Annotated in this window: 23 protein-coding genes and 1 pseudogene; 8 read left to right on the top strand and 16 right to left on the bottom strand. The window is 48.5% G+C overall.

The features are described from left to right. The 3 genes from JKP77_RS13325 to traL are packed head-to-tail and all read right to left on the bottom strand — an operon-like array spanning window position 1 to window position 1,785. On the bottom strand, window positions 1-897 hold the full coding sequence (locus JKP77_RS13325) for a TraK domain-containing protein (protein WP_002040533.1): 897 nt from the start codon (window positions 895-897) through the stop codon (window positions 1-3). Further along, window positions 881-1,507: a TraE/TraK family type IV conjugative transfer system protein gene (locus JKP77_RS13320; RefSeq protein WP_000667169.1), complete on the bottom strand. Its 627-nt coding sequence runs from the start codon at window positions 1,505-1,507 to the stop codon at window positions 881-883. Before JKP77_RS13320 ends, JKP77_RS13325 begins: the two co-directional genes overlap by 17 nt. Continuing rightward, entirely contained in the window at window positions 1,504-1,785 is a 282-nt protein-coding gene (traL, locus tag JKP77_RS13315; protein ID WP_000433889.1) for a type IV conjugative transfer system protein TraL, read from the bottom strand. Before traL ends, JKP77_RS13320 begins: the two co-directional genes overlap by 4 nt. A gap of 288 nt (window positions 1,786-2,073) precedes the next feature. Between traL and JKP77_RS13310 the strand changes: the two genes are divergently transcribed. Continuing rightward, window positions 2,074-2,646 carry a hypothetical protein gene (locus JKP77_RS13310; RefSeq protein WP_001167481.1) on the top strand — a complete coding sequence of 191 codons (573 nt, stop codon included), beginning with the start codon at window positions 2,074-2,076 and terminating at the stop codon, window positions 2,644-2,646. Between the two features lie 78 nt (window positions 2,647-2,724). On the opposite strand, the pseudogene istB reads toward JKP77_RS13310, so the two are convergent. Continuing rightward, window positions 2,725-3,456: pseudogene (istB, locus tag JKP77_RS13305) on the bottom strand (IS21-like element helper ATPase IstB); the annotation flags it as partial. 39 nt (window positions 3,457-3,495) lie between these two features. Continuing rightward, window positions 3,496-4,989, bottom strand: a complete 1,494-nt coding sequence (locus JKP77_RS13300; protein ID WP_013785955.1) for an IS4 family transposase — start codon at window positions 4,987-4,989, stop codon at window positions 3,496-3,498. 197 nt (window positions 4,990-5,186) lie between these two features. On the opposite strand from JKP77_RS13300, the gene JKP77_RS13295 reads away from it, so the two are divergent. Beyond that, on the top strand, window positions 5,187-6,143 hold the full coding sequence (locus JKP77_RS13295; protein ID WP_168477428.1) for an IS1595-like element ISAma5 family transposase: 957 nt from the start codon (window positions 5,187-5,189) through the stop codon (window positions 6,141-6,143). A 188-nt stretch (window positions 6,144-6,331) separates the two neighbouring features. Continuing rightward, window positions 6,332-7,636, top strand: coding sequence for an IS1380 family transposase (locus tag JKP77_RS13290; protein ID WP_013784042.1), 1,305 nt, complete (start codon window positions 6,332-6,334; stop codon window positions 7,634-7,636). Between the two features lie 223 nt (window positions 7,637-7,859). On the opposite strand, the gene JKP77_RS13285 is transcribed toward JKP77_RS13290, so the two are convergent. Next, window positions 7,860-8,093, bottom strand: coding sequence for a bacteriohemerythrin (locus JKP77_RS13285; RefSeq protein WP_013785954.1), 234 nt, complete (start codon window positions 8,091-8,093; stop codon window positions 7,860-7,862). A 211-nt stretch (window positions 8,094-8,304) separates the two neighbouring features. Here JKP77_RS13285 and JKP77_RS13280 point away from each other — a divergent pair, with 211 nt between their 5' ends. Beyond that, on the top strand, window positions 8,305-8,919 hold the full coding sequence (locus JKP77_RS13280) for a DUF938 domain-containing protein (RefSeq protein WP_013785953.1): 615 nt from the start codon (window positions 8,305-8,307) through the stop codon (window positions 8,917-8,919). An 84-nt stretch (window positions 8,920-9,003) separates the two neighbouring features. Here the strand turns inward: JKP77_RS13280 and JKP77_RS13275 are convergent, their stop codons facing one another. Together JKP77_RS13275 and JKP77_RS13270 are read right to left on the bottom strand one after the other, a co-directional pair. After that, on the bottom strand, window positions 9,004-12,045 hold the full coding sequence (locus JKP77_RS13275) for an efflux RND transporter permease subunit (protein ID WP_218311697.1): 3,042 nt from the start codon (window positions 12,043-12,045) through the stop codon (window positions 9,004-9,006). After that, window positions 12,042-13,088: an efflux RND transporter periplasmic adaptor subunit gene (locus JKP77_RS13270; RefSeq protein WP_013785951.1), complete on the bottom strand. Its 1,047-nt coding sequence runs from the start codon at window positions 13,086-13,088 to the stop codon at window positions 12,042-12,044. Before JKP77_RS13270 ends, JKP77_RS13275 begins: the two co-directional genes overlap by 4 nt. 23 nt (window positions 13,089-13,111) lie before the next feature. Here JKP77_RS13270 and JKP77_RS13265 point away from each other — a divergent pair, with 23 nt between their 5' ends. The 4 genes from JKP77_RS13265 to JKP77_RS13250 all read left to right on the top strand — a co-directional run bounded on the left by JKP77_RS13265 (window position 13,112) and on the right by JKP77_RS13250 (window position 15,017). Beyond that, window positions 13,112-13,780, top strand: a complete 669-nt coding sequence (locus JKP77_RS13265) for a TetR/AcrR family transcriptional regulator (protein WP_218311696.1) — start codon at window positions 13,112-13,114, stop codon at window positions 13,778-13,780. 89 nt (window positions 13,781-13,869) lie between these two features. Then, on the top strand, window positions 13,870-14,241 hold the full coding sequence (locus JKP77_RS13260) for an MbcA/ParS/Xre antitoxin family protein (RefSeq protein WP_013785949.1): 372 nt from the start codon (window positions 13,870-13,872) through the stop codon (window positions 14,239-14,241). A gap of 2 nt (window positions 14,242-14,243) precedes the next feature. Beyond that, a complete protein-coding gene (locus JKP77_RS13255) occupies window positions 14,244-14,438 on the top strand; it encodes a hypothetical protein (RefSeq protein ID WP_218311695.1) in 195 nt (64 codons plus the stop codon). After that, window positions 14,439-15,017: an RES family NAD+ phosphorylase gene (locus tag JKP77_RS13250; protein WP_218311738.1), complete on the top strand. Its 579-nt coding sequence runs from the start codon at window positions 14,439-14,441 to the stop codon at window positions 15,015-15,017. Window positions 15,018-15,032: 15 nt separating this feature from the next. On the opposite strand, the gene JKP77_RS13245 is transcribed toward JKP77_RS13250, so the two are convergent. The 8 genes from JKP77_RS13245 to mobH form a co-directional block, all read right to left on the bottom strand. After that, the gene (locus JKP77_RS13245) at window positions 15,033-15,275 is read right to left on the bottom strand and encodes a hypothetical protein (protein ID WP_013785947.1); all 243 of its coding nucleotides are present in this window, start codon (window positions 15,273-15,275) and stop codon (window positions 15,033-15,035) included. Window positions 15,276-15,600: 325 nt separating this feature from the next. Beyond that, window positions 15,601-16,872, bottom strand: coding sequence for an IS4 family transposase (locus JKP77_RS13240; protein WP_196897288.1), 1,272 nt, complete (start codon window positions 16,870-16,872; stop codon window positions 15,601-15,603). Then, window positions 16,832-17,080, bottom strand: coding sequence for a hypothetical protein (locus JKP77_RS13235; RefSeq protein WP_001083547.1), 249 nt, complete (start codon window positions 17,078-17,080; stop codon window positions 16,832-16,834). The genes JKP77_RS13240 and JKP77_RS13235 overlap by 41 nt, the downstream gene beginning before the upstream one ends. A gap of 159 nt (window positions 17,081-17,239) precedes the next feature. Further along, window positions 17,240-18,796 (bottom strand): IS21 family transposase, encoded by a 1,557-nt coding sequence (istA, locus tag JKP77_RS13230; RefSeq protein WP_000850406.1) that lies wholly within the window; start codon window positions 18,794-18,796, stop codon window positions 17,240-17,242. Between the two features lie 271 nt (window positions 18,797-19,067). Next, window positions 19,068-19,703 (bottom strand): IncC plasmid conjugative DNA transfer DtrJ family protein, encoded by a 636-nt coding sequence (locus JKP77_RS13225; protein ID WP_000033756.1) that lies wholly within the window; start codon window positions 19,701-19,703, stop codon window positions 19,068-19,070. Next, complete coding sequence (locus JKP77_RS13220) at window positions 19,690-20,250, bottom strand: hypothetical protein (RefSeq protein WP_000546512.1); 561 nt, start codon at window positions 20,248-20,250, stop codon at window positions 19,690-19,692. The genes JKP77_RS13225 and JKP77_RS13220 overlap by 14 nt, the downstream gene beginning before the upstream one ends. 9 nt (window positions 20,251-20,259) lie before the next feature. Then, complete coding sequence (traD, locus tag JKP77_RS13215; protein ID WP_000661889.1) at window positions 20,260-22,080, bottom strand: conjugative transfer system coupling protein TraD; 1,821 nt, start codon at window positions 22,078-22,080, stop codon at window positions 20,260-20,262. Between the two features lie 48 nt (window positions 22,081-22,128). Then, window positions 22,129-24,279 carry a MobH family relaxase gene (mobH, locus tag JKP77_RS13210; RefSeq protein ID WP_000475920.1) on the bottom strand — a complete coding sequence of 717 codons (2,151 nt, stop codon included), beginning with the start codon at window positions 24,277-24,279 and terminating at the stop codon, window positions 22,129-22,131. Window positions 24,280-24,349 lie beyond the last annotated feature (70 nt).

Below are 24,349 nucleotides of genomic sequence, written 5' to 3'. Positions count from 1 at the left end.
TTATTCACCTCCCACAAGAAGTGAAGGTCGCTGACTTTCCACCGCTTCTTCACGATGATTGCGAACAACTAAATACAACTCAGTCTTTTCACCCGGCAACAAGATATTGCGCGGCCAGTAGGCGCTTGCCACTATATCTGGTGCATGACAGGCTATTTCACTGGCTTCTATCGGTTCATCGGCAAAGCTTTCAACCAGTCCTACATAGACGGTGAAGTAATGTCCCGTCACAATTTGCCCCTGCTTAAAACCAAACTTTAAGCCTGGCTGAAAACATTTAGGGCTTATGTCAGTTTGGACAGCCAAACGGATGTCATAGCCTTGTGGCAACTCATTTAATGCAAGGCGTCTGAGTAAGTCTCGTAGGTTATCAACGTATGGCTGAGCTGTTTCCCAAGTGGCGGCTTTGCGGTTCACGACGCCCTTAATAGGCCACTGCTGACCATCAATAGCTAAGGTAATTTCACGCGGTGGAATACGACGAGGCACTAAGGTGACAGATAATGCGGGCGCTTCCTGACCAGGCGGAGTGATGTAAAGTGAAACCGGTGATTCTTTGTCCGTGGCTACATATACAACATTCCCCTTGATTTGCGTCTGAGCATCACTGGTTGTTCTCACCTTAGGCGATTCAAACGGCGTCACAATTCGATTCAGATGACCAAGTGCTACAGGGATCAGTTCATTAACCCCCGGTGTCATCAGTAGCGTTGTTGGCGTATCCGCTGCAACCGAATTGCTTTGAACCGGTGGATTTGCAGTAGCAGACTGCTTCATCACACTAGCTGGCACAATCGGCAATTCCACGTCTGCATACGACGCTTGTGATAACAGAACGCCACTCAAGCTCATTGCGATTAAACTTGGTGTCATCCATCGACTAATTTTGGTTCGCATCATTCACCCTCCGGTTTTGCTCTTGGGTCAACTTTTCACGAACTCGCTTCGTTCTAGCTTGCCCCTCATACGTATCCATCCAGCTAAGTTTTGGACGGTATTGCTCAATGTCGATATCAAACTCATAGGTGCGAGTTTGGCGCTGCTCATCTCCAGATGGTCCAGAGACCAAGGAATAACCGGTCACAAAGACATGGCCGGTTTCATACTCATACTCCACTTGTCTGGGTTGGAATTTGAGCGTGACTCGGTCTTCACGGATCTGTCTTGCCTGAATCTCCAGTGCATCGACCACTTGCTGGTACACCGCAGGTGAAAGTAGCGGCTCGATAGCAACCCGGATAAAGGACACATTGCCCGGCGTCACGTTGCCCATAAGCTCAGCCAGGTAGAGTCCCCAAGATTCCAGGTAAGGCTGACTGGCCTGGTTTCGTGACACTTCAGCCGTTTCAGACAAGGTTGGTGGTTGAATGGCCACCACGGTATTGCGAGAAAATGCCGCTACCGCAAGCAGCAAGTTAGATAGCACCAGCACCGCAATCAGGAACCGTTGCCATCGGTTCTCTAATTGCGTGCCTTGCCATGATTTTAAAAACACGTCGAACTTCACGGCAGATAGCTCCTGATAAATGGGTTAGGGATTGTCTTGGCTTTGGTTGGCAACAGCCCGGCCCAGTAGATGGCGTGAAGAATAAAACCATCTGGGCGACCATCACGAAAACGCCGATAGAGCTTGGTTGTCACCAACCCCAACAGGCATAAAACCAAGGCATTACCGGTAAAAATGCCGATCACTAGCCCCAACAGAATGGGAGCCATCTCATCGGCACTCCAAAGCAGGAAGTGCGGCGGGTCATCGATATAGGATGGAATATTCACAGGTTCCATAGTCACTCCTCGTTGTTTGAATTGAGAAGTGAAGGATGCCTTGGGATTGGTAGGTTCAGTGGTCAGCTAGATGCCGAATTCTTGAAGGTTTTGAGGGTTCTACTCAGACAATACTAACAATTGATCTTTTTGATGCGGTTGATATGATGGGGTTATTGGTCGTGTCGAGACCAGCTGCCCACTTTAGCAAACCCGGACGGGACGACATGCATATCAAATTTATTTTTTGCTTAGGTTTTTTCTGCGACCTCGGCAGTGGGCACCGTATTCGCTAATAGGAGAAACTCAATGCAAATTACTAAAATCATTTCCTCTGCCTCGGTTGAACGTTTAAAGCAAAAAGCACGAAAGCTTAAACGTGAAAAATCCATTCCACACACTCAAGCACTCGATGAAGTTGCAGTATCTGCTGGTTTTAATCATTGGCATCAAGTTGTGCTAGCTAATGACTTACTGAAACCATCAGAAGTGGCGTTATCTTCTGGATGTGTCATGGCTTTTGATGTCAAAGATGGTATGGACGTCGATACCAGTGATGGGGTTTTAATTGAAGACCACTTCTTGGAGATGCTCACTGAAAAGCAGCTATTTGAAATTTATGCCAATTCCCCTGATGAGGACGACGAACAAAACAGGCCGCTAAAAGAAACGCTATCGGATTCAGAGCTTCATGAGTATTTTCGAGATTATTGCTCATTCATGTACTTTCGTATTGCCGAGCCTCATGCAAACAAACCGTTAAAAGAAGTATTGGCTCTTATACGACAGTACTCGTTTTGGATGCCTCAATATATTTGGCTTCAAGGCCACCTTATTGATACTTACCATTTGCCTGCTGAAGACGAGTGCGTATTTTTATAACTATGAACGCTGATTTTTGCTTAGCGTGAACACTTCCACCCCTTATTCTTGCAGATGCGGCACTTTTACCTTAAGTGTTCACAGTTGGTCAAGATTCGCTTGTTTTTTACGCATGGATTCTCCTTTCAAACTAATTTTATAGGCGTTGTGTAAAAGCCTATCTAAGATGGCGTCAGCAAGTGTTGGATCGCCAATAGTTTCATGCCAATGATTGGTTGGAAGTTGGCTAGTAATGATTGTCGATCCGATTCCGTGCCGGTCTTCAATCACTTCCATTAAGTCCATTCTTTGCTGCCGCTTTAGGGCGTCCAATCCCCAGTCATCTATGATCAGGATTTCAGTTTTCCGCAACTGTAAAAGCACTTTACCAAAGCTACCGTCACCGTGTGCGATCGTGAGCATTTCAAGTAGTCTGCTGGCCCGGTAGTAGCGCACGGAGATTCCTTGTTCACAAGCAGTTTGCCCCATGGCGCAGGCCAGGAATGTTTTGCCTGTGCCTGTTGGCCCTTCAATCAGAATATTTCGATGCTGCTTAACCCAGTCAAACTGCAATAGCTGTGCGACGGTGCTTTTGTTTAAACCACGCTTGGTTTGGTAATCAATGTCTGATGGTTGGGCATTGATTCGGAGTTTGGCTTGTTGTAACAGGCGTGCAATTTTACGGTTATCTCGGGTTGTGATTTCATGATTAACCAAGAGTGCGAGTCGTTCGAGAAAGCTCAGCTCCTCATAGGTATTGGGTTGATCACACTGCTGAGACAGAGCCTCAGCCATACCGGTTAATCGCAAACTGTTTAGCTGAGTGCGTGTTTTATTAACTCAAGTTTCGGAGTTCAGTTTAGCCTAAAATCAGCACTCATCACCAATAGATTTGGCTTCTAGCCTCAGCGTGAAGGTATCCATTTGCATGACTTGCATAAAGAACTCCTGAACCGTTTTGTCTATTTGGTTCATGATCTCTTGTGCGGCGCTGACTCCGTATAGCTTGCTGAGCTCATCAAGCGCTCCCGATATCAGTGCTCTAAAGATAACCCAGAGTCGGCTAGCAAAATCTAAGGTGCACAGACTGTTGATCATGTCGTTACGACTATCACTCAGTCTAGCGGCACCTTCCTCGTGTTGAGTCAGTAGCAGCAAGCAGAATCGCAGCGCCGTTAAATGGATGGACGCGATATAAGCACTGTAATGTGTACTTTGCTCTTTGAGGAACCCAAGCTTTTGTTTCGCTTCCTTAAAGTACACTTCGATGCCCCAGCGCAACGCATAGATTTCGAGTATTCTCTCATCACTGAGGTGAGTGTCGGTGGATAAAAACAAGGCCCAATCATGCTTTCCAGCGCGCTGTTTTTCTTCGTTGACACCACGAACAAACAACAGCTTGACCTTGATCCAGTGATCAGGCTCTTTGATGCTTTTTGCTAGATTCAACTCAACGGTGATCGCCTTAGACTGGTATGGTCTACCCTTAATCTTCTGCCATTGGCCTTTGATGTGGTGTTGGTAAAGCTCAGCCGCTGTTGCTAGAGCCGAGGTGTTATCCATAGTGCGATAGCGCGTCTTATTTTTCTTCATGCGGACAATGGAGACTAACGATTGCGCGTCCATAAAGGCCAGTATGGACTTACTGGCAAACCATGAATCAGCTAAAAAATATTGCGCATGAATGTCGGACCGCGCGGCTCGCTTAATCATGCGGTGGATCATCTCCGGCTTACTCATTGACTGCGCATCACGATAGCGTTTTGCTACGATACTACGACCATCCGCAAATGCTTTGGTGAGTGGTTGTGCTTTCACTCGACTGATATAAAGCTCGCTATCTAAAGGGATAAATTGCTTTTCAGTCGCCAGTCCTAGGGTCAGGATTTGCTGCCCCATCACACAACGACCGTTGAGGTGATCAAAGTGGCTGGAGATGCCTGGCATGGTTTTACCGCGCCGTGTTTTAACTGAATCATCAACAACATAGGCGCGTATGGTGCTGTGGTCAGTCATACTGATGACGGTCTTCGCTGTTTGAAGGTGCAACTTGCGCCAATCCAGATCCTCCCGATTAAGAAGATCATAAAGGGCATCCCTCTTAGTGATCGAGAAGCTTTGTAACGACTCCCTTGAAAACATCGCAATTGAGTCTGCTTTGAGCCAGACCCAAAGCAGTAAAAGGTACACTACATCACTGACGGGTGATCCTGAACGCTTTGAAAACCGCGCTTGTTTCAGCAGTCGATTAAAACCGATGCGCTGCCATGCTTTGCTAAACAGATTATCCACTTGAACATCGTGGCGGCTTAAATACTCAGCGGTGAGTGATGGCAAAACAGAAGAGCTTGTGTCAGAATTCATGTGTAGCCTTTGAGTTGTATTTGTTATGTCTAGACAACTAACATTATACCACGAAAAGGCTATTTTTATTTATACTATTCAGTAACTTAAGCTATAATTTCTGCTGTTTTTGAACCCCGAAACTTGAGTATTAAATTGGCTATGTTCTGCTAAATTGTTGCTATACTGTATATGAATACAGTTGTTAAGGATTGATCATGCTCCCAGCACAATTTACAAAGCTTATAGCCGAGTTAGAACACTTAACAGATAGTCAAACCCGTTATGTTGAGAAGCTGCTGAAAGGCACTGATAGCGTCTCACAGTTGATAACAGAGCTTGAGGAGCGGATGGTTGAAAACCCTGAATGCCCGCACTGCCATAGCTCACTGATCAATCGGCACGGCAAGGTAAACAAGATGCAGCGTTATCGCTGCAAGAACTGCGGCAAAACCTTTGTAGCGACAACGGCGACACCGCTAGCTCGACTGAGGTACAAAGAGCTTTGGTTAGAATATATTCGCTGTATGCTGGACAGTAAGCCATTGCGTAAATGTGCCGAAGAATGTGGCCTCCACCTTGAAACATCGTTCAGGTGGCGGCACCGATTCTTGGCGCTACCATCAGCACTGAAAGCGAGCAAATTAGAAGGCATTATCGAGGCAGACGAAACACTTTTTCCCTACTCAGAGAAAGGCTCAAAACGGATGACTCGTCAGCCCCGTAAAAGAGGGATGAAAGCGAAAAAACGGGGGCGTTCAAAGGATGATTGGGTGCCAGTTTTAACGGTCAGAGACCGAGCTAAGAATACGTATGAAGCCGTTGTGCCAAGTGTTACATCGGCAGCTCTACATCAGGAGCTAGCAGGGAAATTAGAGAAAGACAGTGTGTTGTGTAGTGATGGCTATAAGCCCTACATAGCTCTTTCTGAGAAAAATGATTTAATACACAAGCGCTTAGATGTGGCAGGAGGAGTTAAGGTGATAGATAAAGTCTTTCACATTCAAAATGTTAACGCCTATCACAGCCGTCTGAAAGCGTGGATAAAACGGTTTCACGGAGTAGCCACAAAATACTTGGAACACTACCTAGGTTGGTTCAGGTTTATGGATACTCCAGAAAACCTTAACGAAAACAGGCTCTTTTCGATTCAACAACAGTTAATCCGAACATAGCCATTAAATTCATATATTTATTTTTTTTATTACCATTAACACACTGACTCAGGCATTAGTTTATCTTAACTTGTACCTGAATCCGTGACTTCAGATTCAATAAATGTGTTCAAAACCCTGCAATAGCAAGGCTTCCAACGTTAAAATAGTCATCACTGTCCATTCACCCAATCAGTGATGTTACTACCATGCGTAAGTTCAAGCTTGTTCAGTCTAAAACCGAAGTGATCACACCTCATGGTGGTCTTGCTCTCATTGGTCATTGCATCAACCAAATGACATCACTTCATAAGACTTCTCGTGATGTCGCTAAACGCCATGGTATCGCTAATATCGATCTTATTCGTACGTATGTAGGACTCGTTTGCTTGGGCAAAAGTGACTTTGAAGCCGTCGAACAAGCCAGACATGATCCCTACTTCAAGGCCGCCATGGGTATCAAACAATCACCCTCATCCGCGCGATTACGTCAGCGCTTTGATGAAGATGCCGTTAATTTACTACCACTGTTAAGTTCGGCCAGTGTTGAGTTTTTACAGAATGCATCCATTCCACTAACAGAGCTCTCAACAGGGCATATTCCCTTGGATATGGACGTGTTCCCCATGGATAACAGTGACACTAAAAAGGAAGGTGTTTCCTACACTTACAAAGGGCATGATGGCTATGCGCCGATTGCTGCCTATTTGGGTCAGCAAGGGTGGTGCTTAGGTTGTGAGTTACGCCCTGGCAGCCAGCATGCTAATGCTGAGTTTATCAATGTACTTCAACGCGTGATTCCAAGAGCACGTCAGCTGACCGATCAGTCATTACTGATCCGACTGGATAGTGCACATGATGCGCTTGAAAACCGTGTTTTTCTGAACAACCAAAACGTCGACTTCCTGATTAAATGGAACCCACGAAAGCAGGATGTCTGGCAATGGTACGATGAAGCCTGTGCACATGCGAAGTGGCATCATCCACGACCCGGTAAAATGGAAGCCGTGTTCTCTCAACAGCTGGATGATGCGGCCAATACGCGTCGAGTGGTCAAAGTTACGGTGAGACACTCTGATGCCAAAGGTCAGTTGTTCTTGGAGCCTGAAATCAGCTTAGATGGCTGGTTGACCTCATTGTCTTCAGATGTGGCAGATGACGCCACGGTGATTAAACTCTACAAAGGGCATGCGCTGTGTGAACAGTTCCATAGCGAGTTCAAGACTGACTTGGATCTAGAGCGCCTGCCATCTGGGAAGTTCGCGACCAACGATCTGGTCATGGGCTTTGCCGTCATGGCTTATAACATCTTACGCTGGATCGGTTTACGCGGCTTAATGCAATCTGACTCACCTGTGCGGCACTCAGCGAAACGTCGCCGATTGAAAACCGTTATGCAAGAGTTGATGTATCTGGCCTGCCGACTCGTGAAGAGCGGTAGACAGCTGACACTTAAGTTTGGCTCTCATTGTCCAGGCTTTAGCGCATTCAATCGCGTGTATCACATTACCTGACATACTCGATATACCAAACATTCCTTGCATGGCTAGTAGCCAGGCCTCAGCATGCCAAATCGGTCAAAATTGTTTGAATTTTAACCAGAGAAAAATCCTTTAATAGGCAAAAATCAGTAGCCTGCAATGCAAGCGCACATCAGTACGAATAAAATCGATTGTTAAAGAGCGATAAAACAGTGACTGCTCCGATCTGTAATCTTAAGCAATACTCGTCACTGATTCAGGAGATAGCTTCCTCAGTTTGGAAATGGTAGTCAGCGTAATCGGATAACTCTTTCAGAATTTGCTCAATAGCCTGTTTGGAAACACCCTGCACATACTGCTGACCCAGCTTGTTCAGCAGGATCACCAAATTACGATGCTGATCATCAATAATCGCAATACCCGTCTCAAGTTGCGGGTTCCAGGGAAAGATTTCAAACGTGTTGTTTGCATCATCTGAAAGTGATGTCATGTGTAAAATAGCCTTATAGCCGAATTCAAACCTTTAAAAAGACATTGTATACCAGCCACCTATTCCCATATATCCATAAGGGATAAATACAGTAAATTTTTGCTATGGGAATTAACACCACAGGTTAATGAAACGTGACCCTGGCCTTTTCTTCCGGTAGATTAATGTCCCTGATACAGAGCCTTTTGCTTTGCAGGGAGACCTATCTGCGATGAAACCATCAAACTCGCTTGCCCATGCACCCGCTACACGGCGCAACAGAGAGCCGATCTTCAATGTCTTGCAGACATACCTTCCCGATCCGGCCAGGGTACTGGAAATAGCTTCAGGAACGGGCGAGCACGCGGTGTATCTGTCCTCAAATCTCTCACAGGTCGTTCACTGGCAACCCACCGATATAGATCCGACAGCCTTAAGCAGCATCGAAGCCAGGCGACAGAGTGACCACCATCCAAAGCTGTTTCCAGCCCGACTCCTGGATGTAACCGCTCCCACAGAAATGCCTCAGGGTGACTACAACACCCTGCTGGCGATCAACATGATCCATATTGCGCCCTGGCAAGCCGCCGAGGGGCTTATGAAATTAGCCCAAAATCTGCTCAGTAACGATGGCGTCCTCTTCCTCTATGGCCCTTTCTGGCAGGCCGATGTCAGCCCTGCCGAGAGCAACCTGGCATTTGATGCATCACTCCGCCAACGTAACCCGCTCTGGGGTATCCGCCATCTGGATGAGGTCACTCATCTGGCAAAAGAGCAAGGGCTGATACGACAAGCGGTAGTTCCCATGCCAGCTAACAATCTATCGGTGGTATTTCGGAAGGAGTGAGCAAGTACAGCAGCCGAACTGCTGTACCCGCCAGGCTGGCAATCCACTCTTTACAGGCTATCAACTCTGCAGATAGTGAACGACTCAATAGTCACTGACTTTCACTTTGAACAACCATGCATAGAGCGCTGGCACAAATAGCAAGGTAATCAGCGTACCCACAGCGACACCGCCAATCAGCACATAGGCCAAGGGTCCCCAGAACAGATCCAGAGCCAGCGGAATAAAAGCCAGCACCGCCGCCAGAGCGGTTAGTACCACCGGACGGGAACGCTGCACCGCCGCCTCAACCACAGCGGCACCCGCCTGCATACCGGAATCGAAGTTATCCTGCACCTGTTGCGCCAGTATCATGGTGTTGCGCATTAAAATACCACTTAAACCGATCAACCCCAGCAGCGCGGTAAAACCAAACGGCTGGTTAAACAACAGCAGTGCTGCCACCGCTCCTACCAACCCGAGTAGAGCCGTCGCAATCACCACAAACGTGCCGGTAAATGAGCGCATCTGCAGCATGATGAAAATCAGCATAAGCGCCAGCATAAGCGGTTGCAGCTTCTGGATGGAGCTATCCGCTTTGCCAGACTGTTCAACCGATCCACCTATATCGATACGATAGCCCGGTGGTAATTCAGCAAGCAGCGACTGCATGTCAGCCCAGATCGCATGGGTCACGTCAGGTGGCTGGGCTCCTTGTACATCGGCATGTACAGCCAGAAAGGGTTCACGGTTATAGCGTTTTATCACCGGATCTTCATAGCGGATACTCAACTCGCCCAACTGACTGAGCGCCACCTTGCGCCCATCCGCTGTCTTAAGCTCTAGCGCCTCGGGTAACAGCCCCCCTTCGCGTGCACTGCGCGCGATCACCTGTACGCTGCGAACATCCTGACGCACATCGGTGACATTAAAACCATTGAGTTGAAACGCCAGTTGCTGCGCAACCTCGGTCGGCGTCAGTCCCATTAACCGCAGACGGTCAGGGTCCATATCCAGATAGTAGGCGGGTGTACGCTCATCCCATTCCAGGTGCGGCATCACGGTATTGGGATGCGCCGCCATCAGATTACGCACCTCGTGAGCGATGGAACGCAAGACTTCAGTATCCGGGCCCAGCACGCGAAAGCTGACAGGCCAGATAACCGGCGGTCCAAATAGCAAACGGGTAACGCGTACCCGTGCTTCAGGAAACTCACCTGCCTCCAGGTGACGATTCATCTCCGCCATAATACGATCACGAGCACCGGCATCATGGCCTATGGCAATGATCTTGGCAAAGGCCGGATCAGGCTGTTCAGGGTTAGCCGAAATAAAGAATCGAGGCGCACCCGCACCGATATAGGATGACAGGCTTTTCACTTCGGGCAGCGTTTCCAATATGGCTTCGAGGCGTTTTACCGTGGCTTCTGTCGTGCCGATTGCACTGCCCTGCGGCAGGTAAATATCGATCAATACCTCTGGACGGTCTGAACCTGGAAAAAACTGCTTTTGTACCAGCGTTGCCATACCCACACCGCTGAGTATCAACAACATCAGTGTCGACAGCACGACCGTTTTACGATAACGCACACAGGTGTTTACCACGCCTCGCAGATACTGGTAAAAACGTGTTTGATAGATATCTCCAGCCTGATGCTGAGTATAGGATGGCAGCAGCTTCACTCCCAGATAAGGCGTAAAAGTCACAGCCACCAGCCAGGAAACCAGCAGTGCAAAGGCCAGCACCCAAAAGATATTGCCGGCATATTCACCCACACTTGACTGGGCAAAGCCGATCGGGACAAAACCCGCTACCGTCACCAGCGTACCAAACAGCATAGGGGCGGCCGTCACACTCCAGGCATGACTGGCCGCGCGCACCCGCTCCCAGCCCTCTTCCATTTTAACGATCATCATTTCAATGGCGATGATGGCATCATCCACCAGTAACCCCAGGGCGATAATCAAGGCACCCAGAGTGATACGATCCAGATTGATCCCGGTAATTTTCATCAACAGGAAGGTCAGGCCGATGGTAACGGGGATGGCAATACCTACCACCAGACCCGCACGAAAGCCAATCGCCAGTATGCTGACAGCCATAACGACCAGCACCGCCACCAGAAACTTGATCTGAAACAGATCAACGGCCTGACTGATCGCTTCGGTCTGATTGGTCAGCATATGCAAAGACATACCCAGGGGTAACGCGGCCTGTTCAGCATCAATAAAGGCCGTCAGACGCTCACCAAACTCCAGGCCGTTCTGACCGGCCTGCATCACCACCCCCAACAATATGGCCGCTTCACCATCCGCCCTGATCATATAGGAGGGAGGATCTTCGTAACCTCGCCGTATATCTGCCAGATCAGACAGCTTTAACAGATGGTCTCCCACACGTATCGGCAAAGCAGCCAGTTGATCAAGGTCCGCCAGATCAGCATCCACACGCAGGTAGGCGCGTGGCCCGTCCAGGTCAACAAAGCCAGCTGGCATCATACGATTACTGGCTTCAATCGCAGCAAAAATCTGCTCTGCTGACAACCCCAGGTTATTCAGGCGGTTCATATCAAAGTCGATAAACACCCGCTCACTGCGCTCGCCCAGTAACAGCGCTTTTTGCAGGCCAGGCACACGCTGTAAACGATCACGGACAGATTCCGCTTCACGGGTGAGGCTGTGCATCGGCATACCCGGTGCCGTCAGTGAAATCAGCGAGAAATACACATCTGAAAAATCATCATTAACGATCGGACCTATGACCCCCGCAGGCAGACTTCCGGCTTCATCCAGCATGCGCTTACGTACCTGATAAAACAGATCAGGCACCCTTTCACTGGGTGAAAAGTCCTCGAACTCTATCTGTAAATCGGCCCGACCCGGACGTATCGTGGTTTCAATTTTATACAGGTACTCCACTTCCTGAATGCGTTTCTCCAGACGGTCAACAACCTGATCCTGTAACTCGGTCGGTGTGGCACCGGGCCAGATAGCCGACACCACCATCACCCGTACAGTGAAGGATGGGTCTTCGGCACGCCCCAAAGATGAAAACGCATAGACACCGGCAAAGACAGACAGGAGAAGAAAAAACAGGGTTACCGAGCGTTCACGCACTGCCAGGGCTGACAAATTGGGAAAATTCATCGCGCCTGCTCCCTGACCTGCATGCCCGGCGTTAATAAATGCGTGCCCAGCGCAACAATGCGACTACCCTGCGTCAGGGAAGCGCGAATACGGGCATATTCCTGGCTCAGCTCCAGCACCTCCACAGGCACAGGCTGCACCTGCCCCTCAACTACTTGCCAGACCTGAGCGCCTTGACTGCGTTCATCCAGTGCGCCCAGGGGCACACTAAAGGTTGTCTCCTGCAGTGGCTGGTCAAGCCTGACCTGTACCACACTGCCCAGACTTAAGGCATCAGAGCGCGACTCAATACGATAACGTGCCCGCCAACTGCGACTGTCAGGATCAGCCGAGGCTGCCATCTCCCGCAAAGTAATCGCTAATGATTCACCATCAATCAACAGGCTACCAGACGCTGGAGCATCCTCACCTTCAGGCAGATATACCTCCGCTTCAAGTGAGCTATCGTCAATCAGAGTAGCCAGAGCCTGCCCCATGATGACCACCTGTCCTGGCTCAGCTGTCACGGCATTCAGTATGCCCGCTTTTTCAGCACGCAGTTCAGCATAATCCACAGCATTACGTGCCTGCTCCAACACAGCATTAGCCGCCTGATGACGACTGATGGCTTCACGCAGTGTCAGCTCATAACGCTCCAGGGTTTGGCGGCTGACAAACTGGCCGTCTACCAGTGTTTGTTGACGATTCAACTCGCTGCGTGCAATTGCCAATGCCGCTTCAGTCGTTTTCATGTCAGCTTCAGCCACTCGCACCGAGGCTAACAAATCACGCGGGTCCAACTGGAACAGCAACTGCCCCGCTTCGACCCGCTGACCCGCATCAACATAGCGCTCCAGAATACGGCCCGAAACCTGAAAGGCAACGGGTGTTTCATAGCGCCCTTTTACTGTGCCGGATAGCTTCAGAAAAGCAGAAGAGGCATTACTCACTACCAGAGTTCGAACCCAGGGAGCCGCAGACTGAGGTGCATTGGATGCACCATTATCTGGACTACAGCCCAGCATTAACAGCACAATAGCCATAAAGAATAAGGGTCTATGCATGGTAATCGACTCAAAAATACACTATGATTAATGAACGCAATCGTACACTAATTAAAATGGATAAAAAAGTGCCTTGTAAGTCACGATCGGGACGACCTGTCGATCCCAGCAAAGAAGTCGCTATTCTGGATGCCGCCACAGAACTTCTGTTCACCCAGGGCCCAGCTAAATTCTCGATAGAAGCGGTCGCATGTAAAGCGGGCGTTTCAAAAGTAACGGTCTATAACCGCTTTAACGAAAAAAACACACTGATCGAGGCCATCATTCATCGCCAGTGCGATAGCTTGCTTCAACACCTGGTTATCGAACCTGAGCAGGGCCAAACACCTCGGCAAGCACTGCATGACTTTGCACTAAACCTGGCACATTTCGTACTCAGCCATGAACACCTCAATTTTCTGCGTTTGCTGGGCAGCCTGCACGAAGTAGACCGGGATCTACTGCACAGCATGTACAACAACAGTGTTCAAAACGCCTTAGACACCTTGAGCGGCTGGTTAAAAATACAACAAGAGGCAGGACGTATAGAGTGTACTGATACTGAGCATGCCGCCGAGTTGTTTTTGAGCATGCTTGCAGGACTGGACATAGTGCGTGCCTTGCATCAACTCCCACCCAGACAACCTGGTGAGGAAATCAACAGGCATGTTGACGCTGTTGTGAAGCAGTGCTGGAGGCTGTGGCAGAGATGAAATGTTTCATTTAGTAAAACTGATTACCATTTTGCTTTATTTGCATCTAAAATAAAGATCAAAAGTTAGATCCTGGAGTGAAAAGCAAGATGACTGCACAACTAAAGCAACGACCAGACCCAGCTGTTGTCCTGTCAAAAGCACTACTTAATGCATCCAAACAGCTGACACTCAAGCAAGATGAGCTGGGCAAGGTGATTGGTGTGCATAGAACCGCGATAACACGCTTAAAGCAAAACCTGGACCTGAGTCCCGACAGTAAACAAGGTGAACTGGCCCTGCTGTTGATCAGAGCCGCCCGGGCACTATTTGCACTCACCGGGGGTGACCAGGCCTGGATCAAACATTTCATGCGCTCACAGAACAAGCTTACTGGCGGTGTTCCTGCTATACAGGTACAAACTGTTCAGGGACTTATGCGTGTGGTGACCTGCCTGGATGCGATACGAGGCAAGGTGTAACCATGATCTGGGCTGACTGTAACGGCGAAGCCTGCATCAGACCCATTGAGGGGTTGTTATACCGCCTGGTGGAAAATCAGGAACAAGTCGCCACACTAGGCTATGTGGACACACTCGAAGAACAGGCGGTGCTTGAAGAGTTACTTGAAACCTCAAAACCCGACTATCCTGATACCTACCCAAACACCCTGCACTAACTGCTCAAAACACCTTTTCGTTATCCTCCCTTACACTGGGGATCTCGATTTGGCCGTATCCATGAACCTAGCCTGTTCTACGGCGGAAAATCACTTGAAGTAACCCTGGCAGAATCCGCCTTCTACCGCTTTGTGTTTCTCCGCTCAATGGAAGGAACGGCACCTGCGGCAAAATTGAACACCGAGCATACGCTGTTCACAGTGGGTTATAAGACCGATAAAGGTATCCAGCTTCAACAGCCACCCTTTAGTGCATTCACGGCAGCATTGCGCCACCGCACTGAGTACTCCCTGACTCAAGCATTAGGCACCAACATGAGAGAAGCTGGAGTAGAAGCCTTTGAATATCTATCGGCCCGTTCAGCTCGTGATGAGCTGTGCGCAGCCCTCTTTACCCCCATCGCCTTCACTGACCAGGCGCCGCAATCCAGAGAAAACTGGTTTTGTGAACTAACCCAGGAACAGGTAACCTTTAAAGCAATGGGCTCCCAACAGGTCTTCAGCTTTTGTCTGGAGGAGTTCTCTGTTAACAGGCTGTTTCCTATGCCAGCCCCATCCGCACCACGGAACCCGGTATGATTAACCCAGCGTCATTTACACATCCATACCAATTAAAGAATCAATTCCTTCATCTCTGATGGTCGCCTTAACTTCATCCAGTGCGGCTTCCTCTGTATCGAACTCATCTTCCCAGACTGTCGAAACACCCGATTCATCAATCACTTCAAGAATCCAGCCTCCCGTGTCGCCACGGTAAATATCGACCTGAACAGTTTTACCCTCAGCCGTCAGCTCCTGGCTTAAAGCACTCATTTCAACTTCAAAATCATCTTCCATCTACAACCTCCAACGTGGGATTTTCAATTCATTAGGCTTTTACCATAAGGTATGTGCCTGCACCAACCATAAAACCGCCAGCGGTCTTTTTAACAACGCCTGGTGCTCTGCCCTTAGTCCAGGACAGAATCCTGCTGGCGAAATACGCATAACCCAGTTTAACACCACCGACTGCAACGACAGTCAACACAATAATCGTTGCAATGTCTGACGTGGCGATAGTCGTCAGATCGACAAATGCAGGAAACAAGCTTGCATAGAAAAAAATGGCTTTTACATCACCGAGAGTAATAACTCAAGTTTCGGAGTTCAGTTTAGCTTAAAATCAGTACTCATCACCAATAGATTTGGCTTCTAGCCTCAGCGTGAAGGTATCCATTTGCATGACTTGCATAAAGAACTCCTGAACCGTTTTGTCTATTTGGTTCATGATCTCTTGGGCGACGCTGACTCCATATAGCTTGCTGAGCTCATCAAGCGCTCCCGATATCAGCGCTCTAAAGATAACCCAGAGTCGGCTGGCAAAATCTAAGGTGCACAGACTGTTGATCATGTCGTTACGACTATAACTCAGTCGAGCGGCACCTTCCTCGTGTTGAGTCAATAGCAGCAAGCAGAATCGCAGAGCCGTTAAATGGATGGAGGCGATATAAGCACTGTAATGTGTACTCTGCTCTTTAAGGAACCCAAGCTTTTGTTTCGCTTCCTTAAAGTACACTTCGATTCCCCAGCGTAATGCATAGATTTCGAGTATTCTCTCATCACTGAGGTGAGTGTCGGTGGATAAAAACAAGGCCCAATCATGCTTTCCAGCACGCTGTTTTTCTTCGTTAACGCCACGTACAAACAGCAGCTTGACCTTGATCCAGTGATCAGGTGCATCGAGGGTTTGTGCTAAGTTTAACTCAACGGTGATCGCCTTAGACTGGTATGGCCTGCCCTTAACCTTCTGCCATTGGCCTTTGATGTGATGTTGGTATAGCTCAGCCGCTGTTGAGAGAACCTTGTCACTACCGGCCACGCGGTAACTCATTTTATTTTTCTTCATACGGACAATGGAGACTAACGATTGCGCTTCCATAAAGGCCAGCATGGACTTACTGGCAAACCATGAATCGGCTAAAAAATACTGTGCATGAATGCCGGACCGATCGGCTCGCTTAATCATGCCATGGACCATCTCCGGTTTAGTCATTGACTGCGCATCACGATAACGTTTTGCGGCGATACTGCGACCATCGGCAAAGGCTTTGGTCAGAGGTTGTGATTTAACTCGACTGATATAGAGTTCGCTATCTAAAGGGATAAATTGCTTTTCAGTCGCCAGCCCTAGGGTCAGGATTTGCTGCCCCATCACACAACGACCATTGAGGTGATCAAAGTGGCTAGAGATGCCTGGCATGGTTTTACCGCGCCGTGTTTTAACAGAATCATCAACAACATAGGCGCGTATGGCGCTGTGGTCAGTCAAACTGATGACGGTCTTCGCTGTTTGAAGGTGCAACTTGCGCCAATCCAGATCTTCCCGATTAAGAAGATCATAAAGGGCATCCTTCTTAGTGATCGAGAAGCTTTGTAACGACTCCTTTGAAAACATCGTTAAGCCAGACCCAAAGCAGTAAAAGGTACACTACATCACTGACGGGTGATCCTGAACGCTTTGAAAACCGCGCTTGTTTCAGCAGTCGATTAAAACCGATGCGCTGCCATGCTTTGCTAAACAGATTATCCACTTGAACATCGTGGCGGCTTAAATACTCAGCGGTGAGCGATGGCAAAACAGAAGAGGTTGTGTCAGAATTCATACATAGCCTTGGGTGGGTGTTTTGTTTTGTCTAGTTAACTAACATTATACCACGAAAAGGCTATTTTTATTTATATTATTCAGTAACTTAAGCTGTATTTTTTGCTGTTTTTGAACCCCGAAACTTGAGTTATTAATCATTCGTTTTTCCTTTGCGTAATTAGTGATAGTACTTGGCACCGCGAACATTATCGTGACTGAGGGGAAGGGAAATCTGCTTGTCTGCATCGCCATCTTCCATGGGCAGGTTGTCTAAACCTTTGCTGAGAATTGAGGCAATGTTTTTGTACGTAATAGCGTTAATATAATGTGCGCGACGACAGGCGGCTTCGAGCCTTTCCTGGCCATACTTCTTTGTCAGGTTAAGTAAACCCAGGCAAGCGCGATAACCGTGTTCGGGGTGACGGCGACCAGCAAGTTGATGCTCAACCACCAATGTCGTGTATTCGCCAATTCGGGTTGCCCATAACACAAACCGCTGAGGCGACCACTCTTGATGCTTCAAATGCGCCTTCGCCATATGCGTGGTGTCAGTCGTGTGGCCGTGTTTAAAGGCTCGCGGGTGGTGGGCCACCTGCTTTCCCTGATGATTAATGGTCAAGGTGGTTCGGCTTGCATGAATCATCACGTTTTGTTTTACCAGTTGATATGGTACGGAGTAGAAGTGACCGTCGTATTCCACATGGTAATCAAGATGAACTCTGGCCTTTTTAACCTCAAGGTACTCATAGGGGGATGGTGGTAACGGTCTTAACGCAGGCTTATCAATACTTTCAAATTGAGATTGGCGAGATCCCGGACGTTTTTTAAACGGGCGGTTGTTGAGGTCTGCCAGCAAAAAACGAATGGCTTGATTAAGTGACGCGAGAGTAAAAAATGGCTGCTTTCTCAGGCGCATCATGATCCACCGCTCAACCACTTGAACCGCGACCTCTGCTTTAGATTTGTCCTTTGGTTTGTAGGGGCGAGCTGGGATGACGGCAACATTGTAGTGCTCTGCAAGTTGCTGATAGGTAGGGTTTAGGTCAGGATCATAGCGGCAGGCTTTGCTAACGGCACTTTTCAGGTTATCTGGCACAACCACCTCCGGAACACCACCAAAAAAGTTAAATGCTCGAACATGGGAACCAATCCAGTCAGGCAAGCTTTGTGACCATGTCGCCTCAACGAATGTATAAGAGCTGGCGCCCAGGACGGAGACAAAAATCTGGGCAGTACGTACCTCGCCCGTTTGAGGGTTAATGACATCCATGGTCGGCCCGCAATAATCGACAAACATCTTCTCGCCAGCTAGGTGTGTTTGTCTCATCGATAGCTGGCGTGAGCCCTGCCAACGTTTGAACAGAACGGTGAAGCGAGAATAGCTATAGTGATTACTGGGGTGGTCTTGTGTGTACTCTTCCCACAGCAATTGTCGTGTCATTCCCTTGGTCCCCAACTCATCGTGAATTGCATTGAAATCGGGTTCCGCAAACACGGTGACCGTGTCCTTTCTTGGTTTTCGTGACGGCTGCAGGATGGCTAAAACTTGTTGCTCTGTCATGCTCTCTGGCAAAGGCCAACCAATGCCAGCCGCATCGGCTCGATTGAGGTACTTTGAGATAGCCCCCGTTGATATATTCAGGCTACGGGATATTTGCCTGGATGAGAGGTCGGCGCCGTATTTGAGGCGCAGAATTTCTTTGATTTTCTGCATAGAGATCTTCTTCGTTTTCATAACGGCTCCTGAGGGTTAAACAAAGGAGCGCAGGTTAATGGTTAAAAACTGACCTGCAAGAAGGGGTGGGGATTTTTGCTTACCGTGAACACTAAATTTTGTCATGCGGAAAAAGTGTTCACGCTTAGGCAAAAATCAGTGTTCACAGTTAAGAAAATTAGGTGTTCACGCTAGAGAAAAACTGGTGTTCACGGTTGGGAAAAATACGCAACGAGAACGGCAATACCGTAGGCGTAAGGTTTTAGCTCTACAAGATGAGGCCCAACTGGCCTCATATCTTCTTCTGCAAGTGACTTAACGCCAACCCTGCCATCAATGCCAAGCCGATGATCATCGACGGTAGTACCACCGGTGGAATAGCCAGCGGGGCGAACAATCCCATAAACAGCAAGATGACGCCTGAACCCAGGATAATCATGCTGTAGCGGTGAATGATAGGGCTCGAAAAATCAAAGGTTGTCTTCTTAATCTTCCAGGTCATTAAGCCATCCCACAACGCCGGTAACATGAGAATAAGCGCAAAGGGCAACCAGACCATCAGTAAAGCAAATCGAGTGAACACTTGGTACAACACATCAAAAAATGCCTGAATACGGTCTTCTACCCAGACAAACCAAAAGCCTCCCATGTTCTCCATCCCTTTAGAGCGCAGTCGCTGCTCTTCAGTGGGGATTAGAAAATCTCGCACAGATTGCTCCATCTGCGTATCCACAACCCATGATTGATACCAGCGATGGCTAGTTTGACCAATCCAATAGCTTGTTTGTGCGCCCAATTGGTTTTGGATCATCTGCTTCTCTTTACTGATGACCCGGCCAGTCCAATCACCGGGCACTAACACGCCAATGGCAATAATCTCCAGCATCAGTGCCAGACACAGCAGCCAAACCGACTTATGCTTGCTCATGCCAAACATCCTCTTCAACTCGCGCCAGCATGGCTGCAACGGTTGGAGTCATAATCCGGGCTTTAATCACTTGTTGAAGCCGCTTTGTCGATGTATGGCCACTGACATAACGCATATCAATACGTCCTTCAGCCAGATACGCCATCCGATTTGGACGATTACGAATCCAGGAGTAGAAATACACACCATCTACGGCGGCCCACTCGAAATGGTCAGGATCACGCAGGCGAATCCCCGTTAAAGCACTGGCGGCAGTCCAGGTCAGTGCCTCAATGAAATGCCAAAGGCGTACACTATCATCATCACAACTGACTTCTTCATAACTGCCCAAACCATTACACAGACACAAATCAAAGATGGAATGGCCATCTAACGTGAACGCATCCGTTAAGTAGTCCGCCAAGCAATACACCGAGGCCAAAGCATGAGGCCAGTCGGTTTCAAGCAGTCCTAAGGTTTCCTTGAACTGGGGGTTATGTTGCTGCCACTGAGCGAGCATTTCTTTACTGGTAAGTGTTGTCATTTTCAGACAGACAGAATGATGCATACAGACTCCTTATGCTGCCTGTGTAGAGCTGGTTAAAATAGGAATGCGGCCTTTGATCACGCGGCCACCTGAAAGCTTGGCGATGTACTCCAGGTTGGGAAGCTGGCCTAATAACTGCGGTGGAAACATATCGCCTTCTTCTTCCATCAAGCGCTCGCCATGATTGCCGGTAAACAACGCTGGACTGTCCGAGTTGGACGACATACCTTGAGTTTGCATGATGTACTGCAACCGAGTCTTAGGCAGATTGTCAGTAATGTACTGCTGTGTTTCGGCGTCCATCACCCGAAGAGCTATCAGGTTGTTGATGTTACCTAACACCTGACGGGCCTTAGCTTCACTGCCTGTACGAGCTGCAAAGTCAGCAAAGGTCTGAGTAGCAATCACACAACGCATTTTTGCGCCACGGCCTTTGTTGAGCAGTTGAATGAAGGGATCGTTGACGACTTCAGCCGCCTCATCGATGAAGATATTTACGGGACGATTTTCAACACCATAGTTATAGCGGTCACCGGCCACGGCGGTGAGATCGGATAAAAGCAACGAACCAATGGCGCTGCCAACCATGGCGTCGGTCAATGAATCCAACCCGATATAGGCCACTTGGGCATTGTTGATAATACGGCCAGAATCCGTAATTAACCTGCTGTCATCTACATCGTTTGCAATCGGTGATAGCAGCGGGCCAAGTTCACTTGAAGTGAGCATATTGAGCACCGGCATCAATGAAGCCACCATCTTGGAATAGTGGGTTCTGTCATGCTCAAACATACTCAATAACCCTTCCAAATCGGTATTGGCGGCAACGGGCTGAATGCGTTCGTAATAAAAAAGCAGCATCGCCATCGCTTGTTTTGCCAAGGTATTGGCCTTTTCGGTAAAGCGCTTAATCTCCACACTAAAGTTCGGATATACCTGCTCACCCCAAGCCGTGACGGCTTTTACTACCAAGCCTTCTGGGCCGCCTTCCAAGAATCGTCTCAGAGTCTTCAGATCAGGACGCTGAGAAGTAAGCAACAAACCTTGCACGATGTTGTTCAATGCCATTTGGCCAAAAGCTTTAAATGGATCAGCTCCGGTTTCGGATGGGATTAAGGCCGCTATTCGGCTGGCAATTTCAGTGCCTCGGTTAAAGTTTCTCAGAGGATTAAGACGTACTGATCGCTCTGGAAAACCCGGATGAAAATACACAAAGCGCTCTGGACTACCGGCGGCAATACAGGCTCGCTGTGCATTATCCTTAAGTTCCTTGTCTCCCTTAGGGTCAATAATAATCACAGCTTCATTACGCAAAATGGCCTGAGTGATCATCGCATCAAAGCATCGGGTTTTTCCGGCACCGGTCGTTCCGACAATTAAGGTATGCCCCTCGGTGTGACCAACTGGCTGATACACATCTTCTTCTTTGGGCTCGACACCATGAATCCAGGTCGAACCCATTTGTTTGCCGTGACCTTGGTTAAGCAAGGTTTGCTTATCCCGCTTTAGGATTTCATAAGCGCGTTGGGCATGACGTTGATCCCACTCAAAGCCATACCCTAACCACAATTCATCAGGATGTTTTGCCATCACCTTTTGCAAATGCGACAGCTCCATAAATGCCAATGGTTTGCCTTTTAGCCCCATCTGCAACTTATAAAGGCGATAAGCCTCAGGAAGGCGATACAACGCCATGCCCGAGGAAATCCCTGTCATCCACCAAAATGGTTCAGGTGGTAACTCAGTCAGCATTTCTGCGGCTATTGCCCCTGTTGCCCCAACCAGCCAACCTGCTGCGGCCATGGCTTCATAGTTCGTGCGCCAGGGCATCTCGTATGCGTTTTCTTTCATTCATGCTCCGCAAAATAACCGTTTGCAATCCGCTTAATTTCAAATGGATTAACGTTCAGCGTGAGCGGTAAACAGAACCGTTTCCCCCTCATCAAACTGGCATTGGTCACTGGCCGAGATCCCCCGAAGCAGCTGTCCGGCTGGAATGCCATGCTCATTGGCGACTTGGCGTAAGGTTTGAATCGTGACGCGAATACCATCGGCACTATGATCCACGTCTGGGTAATCGCCATCGGTCAGTAAGATGGGCAAATCTTTCACAAAATTAACCATCTGTTGGCGCTGCGCGTGTTTGGGGTCGATACTTGAGTTCGCATTGGGCGCAATCGGCTTTTGCTTACACTCCGCTCTTTTGGAGGGCTCTTTTGCTCGGGCATTGGTTGTCTCAGTTCGACTCGGTCGCGGTGAAGCCTCTTCGTTCTGAATTGCTGCCGCTGATTCTGCGTCTTGTTTGGGAAGGTCAATCAGTGCAGTAAGCCCTTTAGAAATCGATACTTTCAGCAGTAACCCTTGCTCCTGAACGCCACCTTTCGTAGTCACAGTTCTGGCTTTACGCGTCGGGTTTGCCGGATCTATTTCAAGCCAATCCAATCGACTGAGTTCAGCAAGCAGTTTTCGGGGAGCACACCAATGTCTTACGGCATCGGGATAGCGGACCAGTATCTGTTCATCAACCATAACCAACGCACTACTGGCCTCTGGGAGCCATGCCAAAGATTCAGGCAGATTCAATGCTTCTGCATCGTGCTGGTTTACGTTATTTGAGATAGCGCCATCATATGAGTTGTTAGGCTTTTCGCATTCATCACCTGGAGCATTTTCAGTTGCCTGAAGGTGATTAACATCACTGGCAAGACGACGTTCATCATCTTGTTCGGACGATTTTGTCGATGGCGACTCAGCCGAATTATTGAGTTCAATTGATGATGACGCTTCAGACAAGCCTGGCTGCTCACTGGAACGACTCTGAGGCTCTGCTTGTGTTTGCTGTGTTGCTTCCCACTCAGATTTGCTAAACAGCCTCACACCACTTGGTACATTCGAACTGAACAATAAATCGGCCTCAGATATATGCAGCATGGGTAACCAGATTGGCTTGCCGTCTTTGATCAGCACTTCAGGGGCAAGGCTTTCATATCGCTCATTTGAGGCTGATTTTGTGGCTAATCCTCGCTCAATGAGGATGTCCGCAAGGGTATCGGGATCTCTTGGAATGCCAGGTATCTTGTCTTTGGCCAACAGCTCAATGATTTCCTTAGCCGCGCTTTTCCAAACCAGGTAAAGATTGGTTGATTGATTCGATTTTCGTATCCAAACTCTGGCATCTCGCTGATTGACCAACCACTGGGAACTGGCAAGCAATCGCCTCATGGCATCAAGTAGATAGCGTTCGACTGGGACACCAATGGTGTTGTCGTCAACGGAAATTCGTTGAGCTTTCAGGTCTCGCTGGACACTGGTTTGGTCAGCTTCAATAACCAATTTAGACAGGACATGCTCGGGATCGGTATTGCCAATTGCCTCCAGCATGGCTTGCAAAATTTCAGGGCCCGGTTGGGTTAACCAGGCGAGCAACTCGGGTGTCATCACCCGGTTTAAAACCAAAATTGAAAATTGCTCGTGCCGCTTGCACCGTCCGTCGCGCCAGCGAATAAAATAGCGTTCAATGCTGTTATTTGTGGTCCACTGGGATAAGGTTTCTAAAAAAGGGTTCCACTGATAGCGTCCATCTTCGTCTGTAATAGACAAGTCTGAAACAGGCTTACCAATATCATGGAACAAACCGCCTAATGCCGCCGCAACACGCCACCTTGGTTCCAGCTCTTTTTTCTCAACCGGTGTGCCACTGGCAACAAAGATGATCCCTTCAGCAGCTTGTGCAGCCCAGAAAGCAACTTCCAACGAATGACGTAATAAACCACCAGCGCCACTGTGATGATGATGCTCAGAAGCTGGCAACAAATGAACATAAGCAGCCAGATGATCAATGCAGGGCTGAATTAGCCTTTGAAAATCACGCAGGTTAAAGCCAAGTACCTGGCGCAGTTTGGTAATTAGCTCGTCTTGTGTAGACTGCAAATCCTCGGGGGACGCAGCTGGCAACCCTTTCAGGAATGGCGGGTAGCGTGGAATTTCTGTATCCAGTTGCGATGACAGTTCTGGTAGTGCTTTGGTTTGAAAAAATAGGTTTTTGAACATAGTGAACCTCCGACACGATAGTGTGAAGGTTCTGTAGCAACTGAAGATGTTAGATAGCCGAAAGAAATAT

The sequence above is a fragment of the Alteromonas antoniana genome (assembly GCF_019249295.1).
Classification (GTDB): domain Bacteria; phylum Pseudomonadota; class Gammaproteobacteria; order Enterobacterales; family Alteromonadaceae; genus Alteromonas; species Alteromonas antoniana.
This window is presented reverse-complemented; position numbering and strand designations above follow the sequence as displayed.